This is a genomic window from Micromonospora halophytica, from assembly GCF_900090245.1.
GTDB lineage: Bacteria > Actinomycetota > Actinomycetes > Mycobacteriales > Micromonosporaceae > Micromonospora > Micromonospora halophytica.
In genome coordinates this window covers 108252-120865 of the sequence record NZ_FMDN01000005.1, presented here as the reverse complement: position 1 = coordinate 120865, position 12614 = coordinate 108252, and the positions used below count along the sequence as shown (strand labels likewise).

General features: G+C 72.3%; 14 protein-coding genes and 1 tRNA gene. 9 read left to right on the top strand and 6 right to left on the bottom strand.

Going from position 1 to position 12614, the window contains the following annotated elements; genetic code table 11:
• The first annotated feature begins 23 nt into the window (after positions 1-23).
• Both GA0070560_RS09710 and GA0070560_RS09705 read left to right on the top strand, forming a co-directional pair.
• A complete protein-coding gene (locus GA0070560_RS09710) occupies positions 24-683 on the top strand; it encodes a PASTA domain-containing protein (RefSeq protein WP_091293964.1) in 660 nt (219 codons plus the stop codon).
• A 110-nt stretch (positions 684-793) separates the two neighbouring features.
• Positions 794-1567 (top strand): PASTA domain-containing protein, encoded by a 774-nt coding sequence (locus GA0070560_RS09705; RefSeq protein ID WP_091293961.1) that lies wholly within the window; start codon positions 794-796, stop codon positions 1565-1567.
• A gap of 34 nt (positions 1568-1601) precedes the next feature.
• Here the strand turns inward: GA0070560_RS09705 and GA0070560_RS09700 are convergent, their stop codons facing one another.
• Together GA0070560_RS09700 and GA0070560_RS09695 are read right to left on the bottom strand one after the other, a co-directional pair.
• The gene (locus GA0070560_RS09700) at positions 1602-2099 is read right to left on the bottom strand and encodes a hypothetical protein (RefSeq protein ID WP_091293958.1); all 498 of its coding nucleotides are present in this window, start codon (positions 2097-2099) and stop codon (positions 1602-1604) included.
• Between the two features lie 102 nt (positions 2100-2201).
• Positions 2202-2486: a hypothetical protein gene (locus GA0070560_RS09695; RefSeq protein WP_091293956.1), complete on the bottom strand. Its 285-nt coding sequence runs from the start codon at positions 2484-2486 to the stop codon at positions 2202-2204.
• A gap of 628 nt (positions 2487-3114) precedes the next feature.
• Between GA0070560_RS09695 and GA0070560_RS09690 the strand changes: the two genes are divergently transcribed.
• The 3 genes from GA0070560_RS09690 to GA0070560_RS09680 all read left to right on the top strand — a co-directional run bounded on the left by GA0070560_RS09690 (position 3115) and on the right by GA0070560_RS09680 (position 4739).
• Positions 3115-3996 (top strand): helix-turn-helix domain-containing protein, encoded by an 882-nt coding sequence (locus tag GA0070560_RS09690; RefSeq protein ID WP_091294452.1) that lies wholly within the window; start codon positions 3115-3117, stop codon positions 3994-3996.
• Positions 3966-4187, top strand: a complete 222-nt coding sequence (locus tag GA0070560_RS09685; RefSeq protein WP_091293953.1) for a DUF397 domain-containing protein — start codon at positions 3966-3968, stop codon at positions 4185-4187. Before GA0070560_RS09690 ends, GA0070560_RS09685 begins: the two co-directional genes overlap by 31 nt.
• A 147-nt stretch (positions 4188-4334) precedes the next feature.
• Entirely contained in the window at positions 4335-4739 is a 405-nt protein-coding gene (locus GA0070560_RS09680; RefSeq protein WP_091293950.1) for a hypothetical protein, read from the top strand.
• Here the strand turns inward: GA0070560_RS09680 and GA0070560_RS09675 are convergent.
• Positions 4707-5315, bottom strand: coding sequence for a hypothetical protein (locus tag GA0070560_RS09675; protein WP_091293947.1), 609 nt, complete (start codon positions 5313-5315; stop codon positions 4707-4709). The genes GA0070560_RS09680 and GA0070560_RS09675 overlap by 33 nt on opposite strands.
• A 325-nt stretch (positions 5316-5640) precedes the next feature.
• On the opposite strand from GA0070560_RS09675, the gene GA0070560_RS09670 reads away from it, so the two are divergent.
• Positions 5641-7503 (top strand): S8 family peptidase, encoded by a 1863-nt coding sequence (locus GA0070560_RS09670; protein WP_091293944.1) that lies wholly within the window; start codon positions 5641-5643, stop codon positions 7501-7503.
• A 62-nt stretch (positions 7504-7565) separates the two neighbouring features.
• On the opposite strand, the gene GA0070560_RS09665 is transcribed toward GA0070560_RS09670, so the two are convergent.
• The 3 genes from GA0070560_RS09665 to GA0070560_RS09655 form a co-directional block, all read right to left on the bottom strand.
• The gene (locus GA0070560_RS09665; protein ID WP_091294450.1) at positions 7566-8372 is read right to left on the bottom strand and encodes a WecB/TagA/CpsF family glycosyltransferase; all 807 of its coding nucleotides are present in this window, start codon (positions 8370-8372) and stop codon (positions 7566-7568) included.
• A complete protein-coding gene (locus GA0070560_RS09660; protein WP_091293942.1) occupies positions 8369-9442 on the bottom strand; it encodes an NAD-dependent epimerase/dehydratase family protein in 1074 nt (357 codons plus the stop codon). Before GA0070560_RS09660 ends, GA0070560_RS09665 begins: the two co-directional genes overlap by 4 nt.
• A 127-nt stretch (positions 9443-9569) precedes the next feature.
• Positions 9570-9655 (bottom strand) — tRNA-Leu (locus tag GA0070560_RS09655).
• Positions 9656-9880: 225 nt separating this feature from the next.
• Between GA0070560_RS09655 and GA0070560_RS09650 the strand changes: the two genes are divergently transcribed.
• Genes GA0070560_RS09650 through GA0070560_RS09640 form a run of 3 tightly spaced genes read left to right on the top strand, consistent with a single transcriptional unit; the run spans position 9881 to position 12585 of the window.
• Positions 9881-10672: an FHA domain-containing protein gene (locus GA0070560_RS09650; protein ID WP_091293939.1), complete on the top strand. Its 792-nt coding sequence runs from the start codon at positions 9881-9883 to the stop codon at positions 10670-10672.
• Between the two features lie 6 nt (positions 10673-10678).
• Positions 10679-11164, top strand: a complete 486-nt coding sequence (locus GA0070560_RS09645; RefSeq protein WP_091293936.1) for an FHA domain-containing protein FhaB/FipA — start codon at positions 10679-10681, stop codon at positions 11162-11164.
• The gene (locus GA0070560_RS09640; protein WP_091293934.1) at positions 11161-12585 is read left to right on the top strand and encodes a protein phosphatase 2C domain-containing protein; all 1425 of its coding nucleotides are present in this window, start codon (positions 11161-11163) and stop codon (positions 12583-12585) included. The genes GA0070560_RS09645 and GA0070560_RS09640 overlap by 4 nt, the downstream gene beginning before the upstream one ends.
• Positions 12586-12614: the final 29 nt, after the last annotated feature.

The following is a 12614-nucleotide window of genomic DNA, read 5'->3' as shown; positions in this document are numbered from 1 at the left end:
GCCGGTGACGAGGCGGGAGCGCGATGAGCGACGGACACACCCTTCCGGACGGTGCGGAGCCCGGGCGTCCGGGCCGGGCGTCCCTGGTTCTCGGCGGCGCGTTGGCGCTCGTCCTGCTGTCTTCCGTCGGGGCGACCGCCGGGTGGCTGCTGGCCGACCCGGGTCGGTCGTCGCCGACCGTGCCGTCGGCCGCCGCGTCGGCCAGCGGCTCCCCGTCCCGGTCGACCCTGCCGGCTCCGGCGGCGCCGCCCACCACCGCCCGGCCGACCACCCCGCCGGCCCCGTCGCGCAGTTCGTACGACCTGACGGTGCCCGAGCTCCTCGGCACGGACTTCGAGAAGGCCCGCAAGGAGCTACGGGACCGGAAGCTGAGCTGGCGGCTGGTTTTCGGCAGCGGGTCGGGACGGGACGTGGTGCGGACCTACCCGGCTCCCGGCACCCCGGTCTCCCGGGGCACCACCGTCCGGGTGTACGTGGCCGGACCGGCCCCGGAGGTCGAGGTCCCCGACCTGGTCGACGACGACTGCGCCGACGTCGCCGAGCAGCTCGGCGAGCGGGGCCTCTACCCGCGCTACCCGACGGGCCGTGCCGGCACGGTGACCGCCCAGGTCCCGGCGGCCGGTGCGACCGCCCGTTGGAACGACAAGGTCGCCGTCTCCTGCGCCGAGGAGGAGGGCGACTGATCCAGGGCCCGGCGGGCGGGTCGGGGCGCTGATCCCGGTGGCTGGTGACCGTGCCCGTTACCGTGGATGGGCGAGGGCCACGACGCCTGCCCGGTGGGAGAGGACGTGCGATGAGCGACGACCGCCAGGAGCCCGCCGACGACGCGACACGCCCGCTGCCCCCGCCCGAGGACCGCACCGCCGCGCCACCACCGCTGGACGCGACGGCCCGACAGGAGCCGCTGGACGCGACGGCTCCTCAGGAGCCGATCGACCGGACCCGGCCGCTGCCGCCGGCGGGTGCCGGGCCCTCGGCGGAGCAGCCCGCCCCGGCCGTCTGGTCCGGGCGGGCGGGAGTGCCGCCACCCCGTCCGGCCGACTACCGCGAACCGGCCGAGTGGTACGGCGAGGAGCAGCGCCCCGGCCACTGGTGGATGCCGATCCTGCTCGGGATCCTGGCGCTGCTCCTGCTCGGTGCCCTCGGTGCGGGAATCTGGCTGGCGCTGCGGGCGGCGGACGAGCGGGACGAGGACCCCACCCCGCCCCCGTCGCCGACCAGCGCTCCGGCGACCACGGCCGCCCCGACGAGCGCCGCGCCCACCACGGAGTCGCCCAGCACGCCACCGACCACGGCGGCGGCCCGGGTGCCGATGCCGCCCCTCGTGGGGCAGTCCAGGGCGACTGCGGAACGGATCCTGGACCGGATCGGCCTGTCGTACCGGGTGGAGACCCGGGAGTCGTCGGAGCAGGCGCCGGGCACCGTGATCGAGACCGATCCGGACGCGGGTGAGCTGGTCCGCCCCGGTGAGGACGAGGTGACGCTGGTAGTGGCCACCGCTCCGTCGCCCTCCCCGTCACCCACCGGCTCCGACGAGCCCACGCCCGAGGCGAGCCCGACCCCCTGAGTCACCACATCCCCGGGTCACCACATCCCCCGGGTCACCACATCCGGCGTCTGGTCCCCACCAGGCCCAGCCCGGCGAGTGAGATCGCCAGCCCGAGCAGCCCCGACCAGAAGAGCGACTGGCTGAGCGCCTGCCGTTGGTCGGTCGACGACCGGCCGGCCGGTGCGCCGGCGAGCGCCCCCTCGCCGCCGCCGGCGCCCGGACCGGTGCCGGTCGTCGGGTCGGTGCCGGAGGGTGGGTCGCCCGCGGCACCCGTCTCCGTTCCGGCGTCGAGGCCCCGCCCGGCACCGGCGGGGAGACTCCAGTCGTCCGGGTCACCGGGCTCACCCAGGTTCCCGTCGCCGGCTGGGGCCTCGACGACGGTGATCTCGGGGGCCGGCACCGGCTCGGCCAGCCGGGTCGCCGACTCGGCCGGGTACCGCACCACCACGACGAGCGTGAGGGCGGCGCCGACCAGCGCCATCAGCCCGAAGGCGTAACCGGTACGGGACCTGTGGTGCCGCCGCGCGGCGGGCATAGGAAGCATGGCCATCCCAGGTTCAGGGTCCGGGACGCGCGGGGTGGAGACGTTCGCCGGGGTGGGCGTACCGAGTCTATGGCGACGGAACGGCCCCCGACCGGGTAATGGCGCAGCTCAGCCCACCGGAACGGGCGCCCGGTTGAGCGGCCGCCGGGGCCGCACGGTGTGTGGGCGCGGCGCGGGCGCGGCCTGGAGCGTCCGGAGGCCGGCCTGCTGGACGAAGATCGACCGCCGGTTGACCGCGTCCCCCGAAGCGTTCAACTCGTAACCGTCGAGCCAGAGCCAACCGTCGTAGGTGGGCCAGTCGAGTACCCGGATGACCCGGAACGTGATGGGCCTGAGGAACTGGACACTCGCCGCGCGAGTCACGTGCAGTACGTCACCAGAGCGGGGAAGCACATGGGCTCCTGTCGAGACATGGCCGGCGTGGCACCGGCCGGAGGCGATCGGGGGGAAGTGCTCGGCCTCGTGGGCGGGTCGTGCCACATGGACCGATGGATAGGTCGGTGCTGGTCGGGCCGTACCCGCTGGTGGCGGACCGCCACCCGACCATCACCCGGCTGCTCCCGGGTACCGCTCCCGCCGCCGCAGCCGTCCGGCGTGCAGCGGCGGGGTCCTCACCCCGGGGCAGGTCTCGTCGTCGCAGCCGGCGCGGGCCGCCCGACCGTCGTCCGGCTGCCGGTGGGTTCGCCACGGCGGGAAAGCGTCCGGGAACGGTGAGTGATCCGAGCCATACGGACAGACTGCATCAGCCTCGTGCGACATGCAAGTTGCATGTCGACTTTTGCCGATACGTGAGTGCGACATGTGATCCAGGCGCTTGAAGACGCCGACCCCGGGACGGCACACTGGACGCCGGTTTCGCCCGCCGCGGCCGGTCGACGACCGGCACCACCCCTGCCGCGAACGATCGCCCGCCATCCGGTCGCGCCCTCGGCGGGTGTGGAGGCCAGGCGCGTGCGACCGGAGGTAACCGGGTGAGCGCGAGGCACGGCCGATGCGGTGCAGCGACCTGCGGGGTGACGCGGTGAGCGAGCGGCGCAGCCCCACCATCCGGCGCCGCCGGCTGGGGGCGGAACTCCGCCGCCAGCGGGAGGCGGCCGGAATCACCATCGAGGTGGTCGCCGAACAGTTGGAGTGCTCCGCGTCGAAGATCTCCCGGATCGAGACCGGCCACACCTCGGCGACCCCGCGCGACGTCCGTGACATGCTGCGGATCTACGGCGTGGTGGGCACCGAGAGCGACGAACTGGTGCAGATCGCGCGGGAGGCCCGGCAGAAGGGGTGGTGGCATCCGTACAGCACGGTGCTGGTCGGGGCGTACGTCGGACTGGAGGCGGCGGCCAGTTCGATAAGGGCGTACGAACAGCAGGTGGTGCCGGGACTGCTGGAGACCGAGGAGTACGCCAGTGCCATGATCCGGGCGGCCCGCCCGGACTTCACCGTCGACCAGGTGCAACAACGGGTGCGTGTCCGGCTGGGGCGTCAGTCGTTGTTGACCCAGGACGATCCGGTCGATCTGTGGGTGGTGCTCGACGAGGCGGTGCTGAGCCGGCCGGTTGGTGGCGACGACGTGATGCGTGGCCAGCTCAAGCGGTTGGTGGAGGTGGCCGAACTGCCGAACGTGACGTTGCAGGTCCTGCCCTTCGAGGTGGGCGCGCACGCGGGCATGGACGGCACGTTCACCATCCTCAGCTTCCCCGAACCGAGTGATCCCGATGTCGTGTACGCGGAGAACGCCACGGGTGGGCTCTTCCTGGAGAAGAGCGACGAACTGCAGAAGTACAGCTTCATCTTCGATCACATTCGAGCAGCGGCCATTCGCCCGGACGAATCCATAGCTCACATCGCAAAACTGGTAGAGGAGCCGCTGTGGAAATGGCGACCAAGGAGTACCCCGTGGACCTGACGCGGGCGACGTGGTTCAAGAGCTCGAAGAGCGGGCCGAACTGCGACAACTGCGTCGAGGTGGCGTACGTGACGGGGGCGGTCGGGGTTCGGGACTCGAAGGACAAGACAGGCCCGGCCCTGATCTTCGCTCCGGGCGACTGGCACGCCTTCGTCGCCGGCGCGCGGAGTGGCGCGTTCATGCAGCACTGAGCAACGCGACGTGGCGTTGACAGCGGGTCGGCCGGGATCTCCCGGTCGGCCCGTCGCCACATCCGTCCCGTCTCGTTGAACCCTCGGTACGGCGCTGGTAGACGACCCGCCGCACGGATCGACGACCGAGCGAGGCAGGCGAGACGGATGACGACGATCGGTTCAGACAACCTCACGAACGGGCCGGGCAAGGCGGAACGGTTCGGCGGCAAGTACCGGGGCGCGCGCCGGGACACCGTGCTGACCGAGGTCGTGTCCACCGACACCGAGATCGGCGGGCGGGACTCCGGCCCGGCCAACCAGGAGCAGGCCACACCGCTGTCGTTGCCCTCGCTCGACCCGAACCCGCTCACCGAGCCGTCGTTCCCACCCGCCGGCTGGCCGGTCGGGCCGACCGACTCGCTGGTCGACCATCCGCTGCTGCGCGGCCTGCTGCTGGAGTTGCCGCCGAAGGGGAGCGTGCCGCCCCCGGGCTGGCTGGACCGGTGGTTCGAGGCGACCCGGGCCATCCTCGAACTGCTATACGTGCAGGGGCCCGGCCGCTCGCGCTGAGATCGGTGACGCGGCGAGCACCGGTGCCGCCGGCAGCGCCCGCTCGGCGAGCCGGCTGTGCCGGAGCGCGTGGCGTACCCCGATCGCGATGACCACGAGACCGCCCACCGTGACGGCCGGGCCGGTGCCGGCGGCGAGGTCGAGCCCGGCGGCCGAGAGCACGGGTGGCAGGGTGGCCAGGGCGGTCACCTGCACCGGTAGACCGATCAGCGGGTGCGCCGCGGCGGCCCGCAGGCCGTGCGGCGCGGGAGTCCCGGGCGCGGTGGCGAACGCGCGTGCGCCGGCCCGGAGCCGGCGCACGCGGCGTACCGTGCAGGCTGCCACGACGAGAGTGGGGGCGGCCGCCAGCGTCAGGCCGGCCGCCGCCCGGTCGGCCGGCGTGGCCCCGGCGCTGGTCAGGCCGGCGGCCAGCACCGCCGCCGTGAGGCCGAGGCCGGTCAGGGTCAGGGCGAGCAACCATCCGGTACGCCGGCGCAGCGCGCGGGCGCGGTCCAGCCGGGGCAGCCCGTCCGCCACGATCCCGACGGCCAGCCAGACCACGGCGATCGGGGCCAGGGCGGCGAGCTCACTCTCCATGCCGGACAGCCTCGCCCCTCTCCGGCGTCGACGAATCCAGGGTCGACCCGGGGCCGCCCCTTCATTGCACCCGTAGGGGTGACAGCCGCTGATGCGCCGGGTGCTCCCGGTGACATCCGACGGGGTGCGCGCCGGACGTCGCGCCGTGGTGGCGGGAGTGCTCGAAGGAGGCCCTCAACGCGGCACGGTCCATCCCTCCGGTGTTATGGGTAAGTCGGCATGTTATCCGGCCGCGATCCCGGACCTACCCTTGATCGATCGGTGGTCGTCGATCTGCCCGTCGTGGGTGGGCGGACGCCGCCCACCGGGTCGAGGGAGGTAGAGGATGGCACTTCCGCACAGGTCCCTATTCGTCGGGCTGGCCACGCTGGCCATGGTCGCGACCGCCACGCCGGCGATGGCGGCCGAGCCCGTCGGAACGATCCGCGCCGCAGGCGGCCCCACCGCCGTGGCGGACAGCTACATCGTCGTCTTCAAGGACAGCGCCGTCGCCCGCACCCGGGTCGGCGACGACGCGCAGCGGCTGGTCGGCCGGCACGGCGGCTCGGTCGCCCGCACCTACGGCGCCGCGCTGCGCGGCTTCGAGGCCCGGGTCGACGCGCGGGCCGCCGCCCGGATCGCCGCCGACCCCGCCGTGGCGTACGTGGAGCAGAACCACACCGTCTCGATCTCCGGCACCCAGACCAACCCGCCGTCCTGGGGCCTGGACCGGATCGACCAGCGCAGCCTGCCGCTGGACAACTCCTACACGTACCCGAACACGGCGAGCAACGTGCACGCCTACATCATCGACACCGGCATCCGGTTCAGCCACAGCGACTTCGGCGGGCGGGCCGTCTCCGGCTACGACGCGGTCGACGGCGGCTCCGCCGACGACTGCAACGGCCACGGCACGCACGTCGCCGGCACCGTGGGCGGCAACGCGTACGGGGTGGCGAAGGGCGTCCGGCTCGTCGGCGTCCGGGTGCTGAACTGCCAGGGCAGCGGCACGAACGCCGGCGTCATCGGCGGCGTCGACTGGGTGACCCAGAACGCCGTCAAGCCGGCCGTGGCGAACATGAGCCTCGGCGGCGGCGCCAACAGCACGCTCGACACCGCCGTGCGCAACTCCATCAACTCGGGCATCACCTACGGCCTGGCGGCCGGGAACGACTCCGGCGGCAACGCCTGCAACACCTCGCCCGCCCGTACCGCCGAGGGCATCACGGTCGGCTCGACGACCAACACCGACGCCCGGTCGTCGTTCTCCAACATCGGCACCTGCCTGGACATCTTCGCCCCGGGCTCGTCGATCACCTCGGCCTGGTACAACAGCGACACCGCGACCAACACCATCAGCGGCACCTCGATGGCGACCCCGCACGTCGTGGGCGCCGCGGCCCTGGTCGCCTCGGCCAACCCGTCCTGGACCGCGCAGCAGGTCCGGGACTACCTGGTCACCAACGCCACCAGCAACGCGGTCGGCAACCCCGGCACCGGCTCGCCGAACAAGCTGCTGTACGTGGTGAACGACGGCACCCCGCCGCCGCCCAACGACTTCTCCGTGTCGGTGTCGCCGACCTCCGGCTCCACCGCGCCGGGCGGCTCCGTCACCGCCACCGTGGCGACCGCCACCACCAACGGCGCCGCCCAGTCGGTGAGCCTCTCCGCCAGCGGGCTGCCCTCCGGGGCGACCGCCTCGTTCAACCCGGCCACGGTCACCTCGGGTGGTTCGTCGACGCTCACCATCGCGACCTCGGCGAGCACGCCGTCCGGCACGTACACGGTGACCGTCAGGGGCACCGCGACCTCCGGCTCGAAGACCGCGACGTACTCGCTGACCGTGACCGGTGGCAGCGGTGGCGGCTGCTCCGGCACCAACGGCACCGACGTGGCGATCCCGGACGGCGCCACGGTGAGCAGCTCGATCTCGATCGCGGACTGCAACCGGAACGCCTCGTCCACCTCGAAGGTCGCGGTGAACATCGTGCACACCTACCGCGGTGACCTGGTGGTCGACCTGGTCGCCCCGGACGGCTCGACCTACCGGCTGAAGAACAGCAGCTTCTGGGACGGCACCGACAACATCAACACCACCTACACCGTCAACCTGTCGAGTGAGGCGGCGAACGGCACCTGGCGGCTGCAGGTGCGGGACGTCTACTACGGCGACACCGGCTACATCAACACCTGGACGCTGACCCTCTAGCGCCCGCGTGACGGCCGAGGCCCTTCCCACCGGTGGGTGGGAAGGGCCTCGTACGCGTCGGGTCAGACGGCGAAGGTCGGCGGGCGCTCGGTGGCCGGGGCCGGCGGCCGGGCCTTCCACAGGCCGGTCTTCTGACCGGTGAGCCGGGCCAGGTAGGCGGGATTGAGGATGACGTACCGGCGCCAGAGCCGCTTCGGCTCCAGGCCGAGCCGCCAGAACCACTCCAGCCCGGCCCGCTGCATCCACGGCGGCGGCTGCCTGAGCAGGCCGGCGTGGTAGTCGAAGGCCGCGCCGACCGCCATCAGCGGCATGTCCAGCAGTGGCCGCATGGCGTACGCGAAGACCTCCTGGCGCGGGCAGCCCAGCCCGACCAGCACGAGCCGCGCGCCGCTGGCCCTGATCCGGTCGGCGATCTCGGCGTCCTCGCCCGGTCGGACCTCGCGGAACTTGGACGGCTCCACCCCGGCGATCTTGAGGGCGGGGAACATCCGCTCCAGCGCCGGGATCAGCTTCGCCAGGGTCTCCTCGGTCGAACCGTAGAGGTAGACCGGCAGCCCTTCGTCGGCGAAGCGGCGCAGCACGTGCAGGGTCAGCGTCGGGCCGTAGACCCGGTCCGACAGACCGGCGTGGTGCAGCAGGTTGAGCGCCCAGCGGACCGGCTGCCCGTCCGGGGTGACCACGTCGAAGGAGTTGAGCCGGGCGTTGTGCGCCGGGTCGAGCACCCCGGTCATCACGCCGTGCACGGCCAGCGCGGTCAGCGCCAGCGGCCGCCGCTCCCGGGCCGCGGCCACGACCTGCTCGGTCGCCGAGGCGTAGTCGGTGGCGTCGACCAGGACACCGAGGACGTTGCGCTTGCCCGTGGCGGTCATGCTCCCGGCACCCACTTGTCGACGTTGGCCTCGTGGATCTCCCGCATGATCATCGGTACGTCGTAGACCTGCTTCCAGTCCGGGTAGTCGGCCTGGAACGCCTCGTTCGAGCCGATCCACCACTTGTGGTCGCCGACCCGGTTCGCCTCGACGTACTCGGAGATCATCTCCTGGCCGGTGATCTGCTCGGCCAGGCTGATCGCCTCCCGCATCGAGGTGTTGGAGTGTCGGCCACCGCCCAGGTTGTAGACCGCCGCCGAGCGCGGGTTGCGGAAGAACGCCTCGAAGGCCGAGACCACGTCCGAGCTGTGGATGGCGTCCCGGACCTGCTTGCCCTGCCAGCCGTAGATCTTGTACGTGCGGCGCTCCATGTTGGCGCGCATCACGTACCCCAGGAAGCCGTGCAGCTCGGTGGCGGAGTGCGCCGGGCCGGTCAGTGTGCCGCCCCGGAAGCAGGCGGTGCGCATGTCGAAGTAGCGCCCGTACTCCTGCACCATCACGTCCGCGGCGACCTTGGAGGCGCCGAAGATCGAGTGCAGGGACGAGTCGATCGACATGTCCTCCCGGATGCCCCGCTCGTACGGGTGGCCCGGCTCGATCTCCCAGCGGGTCTCCAGCTCCACGTAGGGGAGGCTGTTGGGCCGGTCGCCGTAGACCTTGTTCGTCGAGCAGTGGATCACCGGCGCCTCGATGCAGTGCTCCCGCACGTTCTGCAGGACGTTGAGGGTGCCGACGGCGTTCACGTCGAAGTCGGTGAACGGATCACGGACCGCCCAGTCGTGCGAGGGCTGCGCGGCGGTGTGGATCACCACGGCGATGTCCCGGCCGTACCGGGCGAAGAGCTTCGCCAGCGTGTCCCGGTCGCGGATGTCGATGCTGTGGTGCGAGTACGCCGACCCCAGCTCGTCGGTCAGCCGCCGGACGTTCCACGCGGTCGACGCCTCGGCGCCGAAGAACTCCTGCCGCATGTCGTTGTCGATACCGACCACGTCCAGGCCGAGACCGGCGAAGTGCCGGACCGCCTCGGAGCCGATCAGACCGCCCGACCCGGTCACCAACGCGACACTCACACGCCACTCCTGGTCAATAGGAGGCTGGAAACCATCGGAGCATAGCGTGACGTCCGGCACGCCCCGATCCGTCCGGCCCGCTCCCGACACGAAGCGAGGGCCCCGCGATCGCGGAGCCCTCGTCATCTGGTGGGGATGGGGGGAGTTGAACCCCCACGTCCTTTCGGACACACGGACCTGAACCGTGCGCGTCTGCCATTCCGCCACATCCCCGTGGCTTCGACCTCGAACACTCTAGCCTGTGCCGCCGGTCGCTGTCGCCAGCGGCCCGGGACGATCTGGGTGTCCTCTGTCGTGCCCCGACCGGTTACGCTCTGTTGAGCGGTCACCGTTCGCGGCGGACGAAACAGTAGCACGCCCGACGCGCCCCCGAGGAACGGGCCGCCGCCAGGCCGCCGAGCGGCGCGCGAGCTGCATGCGCCCCGGCCGGATACCATCATGTCCTCGGGACCCGAGGAGGAGCCGGTGAGCGTGCTGCAACGCTTCGAGAAGCGTCTGGAAGGCCTGGTCGAAGGGGCTTTCGCCAAGGTCTTCAAAGGGGTGGTCCACCCCGTGGAGATCCTCAACGCCATGCAGCGGGAGGCCGAGGCGCACAAGGCCATCCTTGCTGGTGGCCGCACGTTGGTGCCCAACCGCTACGTGATCGATCTCTCGCCGTACGACCACAGTCGGCTGGCGCCGTACGCTGCCGCGCTGGCCCAGGAGCTGGCCCAGTCGCAGGCGGAGTTCATCGGCGAGCAGGCCTGGACGGTCTACGGCGACGTGATCGTCGAGATCGAGCGCGGCGAAGGGCTGGACACCGGCATGTTCCGGGTCACCGCCGAGGTCTACACCGGTGGCGAGGTCGCCCCGGTCTCCGCGCCCGGCGGCTACGACGCCGGCCCGCCCGCGTACCCGGCGTACGACCAGGGAGGCGGCTACGGCCCGCCGCCGGGGCACGGCGCCGGCCGCAACGTCCGGCTGGTCTCCGGCGACGGCCGCACCTACCCGCTCCAGATGGGCTCGACCGTGATCGGCCGCGGCGACCAGGCCAACCTGCGCCTGCCCGACGTCGGCATCTCCCGGCGACACGCCCGGCTGGACTTCGACGGCGGCCAGGTGGTGCTGACCGACCTCGGGTCGACCAACGGCACGATGGTCAACGGCCAGCGCGTCTCCGCGGTCGCCCTCAACCCCGGCGACATGATCCAGCTCGGCACCACCACCCTGACCTTCCGCGTGGACGGCTGATCCGCCTTGCCGGAGCTCGTGATCACCGTCGCCCGGTTCGGGTTCCTCATCCTGCTGTGGATCTTCGTGTTCACGGTGGTGGGCGTGATCCGCCGTGACCTCTTCGCAGGAGCCCGGTCAGGCCGGCTGGTGGCCGCGCCACGCGGGGTCGGCGCGTCGACCCAGCAGGCGGGGAAGCCGGCGAAGGTGAAGCGGGGCAGGGCCGCACACCAGCTGGTGGTCACCGCCGGCCAGCTCGCCGGCACCCGGATCACCCTCGGCGAAGCGCAGATCACCATCGGTCGGGCCGAGGACTCCACCCTCGTGATCACCGACGACTACGCCTCCGCGCGGCACGCCCGGCTCGTGCCCCGCGACGGGCAGTGGTTCGTCGAGGACCTCGGTTCGACTAACGGCACGTACCTGGATCGCGCTAAGGTCACCGGACCGACCCCCGTCCCCCTCGGCGTGCCGATCCGTATCGGCCGCACTTCCCTCGAATTACGGCCATGACTTTGACCCTGCGCTATGCGGCCCACAGCGACCGCGGTCTGATCCGAGACGGAAACCAGGATTCCGTCTACGCCGGGCCGCGGCTCCTCGCCGTCGCCGACGGCATGGGCGGCATGGCCGCCGGTGACGTCGCCAGCAACATCGTCATCGGTGCCATGGCACCGCTCGACGAGGACGTCCCGGGGGACGCTCTCGTCGACGCGCTGCGCTCCGCCGTGGGCACCGCCAACCAGCAGCTCCGCGACACCGTGGACGCCAACCCGCAGCTGGAGGGGATGGGCACCACGCTCACCGCCACCCTCTTCTCGGGCAGCAAGATCGGCATGGTCCACATCGGTGACTCGCGGGCCTACCTCCTGCGCAACGGCGAGTTCGCGCAGATCACCAAGGACGACACCTACGTCCAGATGCTCGTCGACGAGGGACGGATCAGCGCGGAGGAGGCGAGCAGCCACCCCCAGCGCTCGCTGCTCACCCGCGCCCTCGACGGCCGGGACATCGACCCGGAGTACAGCGTCCGGCAGGTGCTCCCCGGCGACCGCTACCTGATCTGCTCCGACGGCCTCTCCGGCGTGGTCAGCGCGGACACCATCGCCGACACCATGCGCGAGTACACCGACCCGCAGCAGTGCGTCGAGCGCCTGGTGCAGCTCGCGCTGCGTGGCGGCGGGCCGGACAACATCACCGTGATCATCGCGGACGCGACCGACCAGGACATCGTCGAAGCCAGCCCGATCGTCGGCGGCGCCGCCGCACGCGATCGCGGCATGGCCACCTCCGCCGACGTCTCCACCCCGGCGGCCCGGGCCTCGGCGCTCTCGGCCCCGCGCCCGGCGGCCCCCGAGGACGACCCGGCCGCCAACCGGGACGACGAGCCGGAGCGGTCCCGCCGCCGGCCGCTGCGCACCATCGCGATGCTGGTGGCGCTGCTGATCATCCTCGGTGGTGGCCTCTTCGCCGGGTGGAGCTACACCCAACGGCAGTACTACGTCGGGGCGACCGAACAGGGGGAACTCGCGGTCTTCCGCGGGGTGCCCGGCCAGGTCGCCGGGCTCGACCTCTCCCAGGTCCACTCGACCAGCCCGGCCAAGCTCGACGACCTCACCCTCGCCGCGCAGGAGCAGGTCAAGCAGGGCATCCAGGCCAAGAGCGAGTCGGACGCGCTGCGTCGGCTGTCCGAGCTGACCAGCGACGACCCGGCCAACCCCAACCTCAAGCCGATCTGCCCGCCGAGCCCGACCGTGGCAGTCACCGCCTCCCCGGTCGCGCCCACCGGCAGCCCGGCGGTGGGGGCCACGCCGACGGGCACCCGTGCCCCGCTCGCCACCGCCACCCCGGTGCCCGCCACCACGCCCGACGCCTCGGCCTCCGACGCGGTCCCGCCGGTCGTGGACCCGGCGGGCTGCCGGTCGCCCGAGTGAACGCCGGCTGAGAGTCCGAGGACCGATCC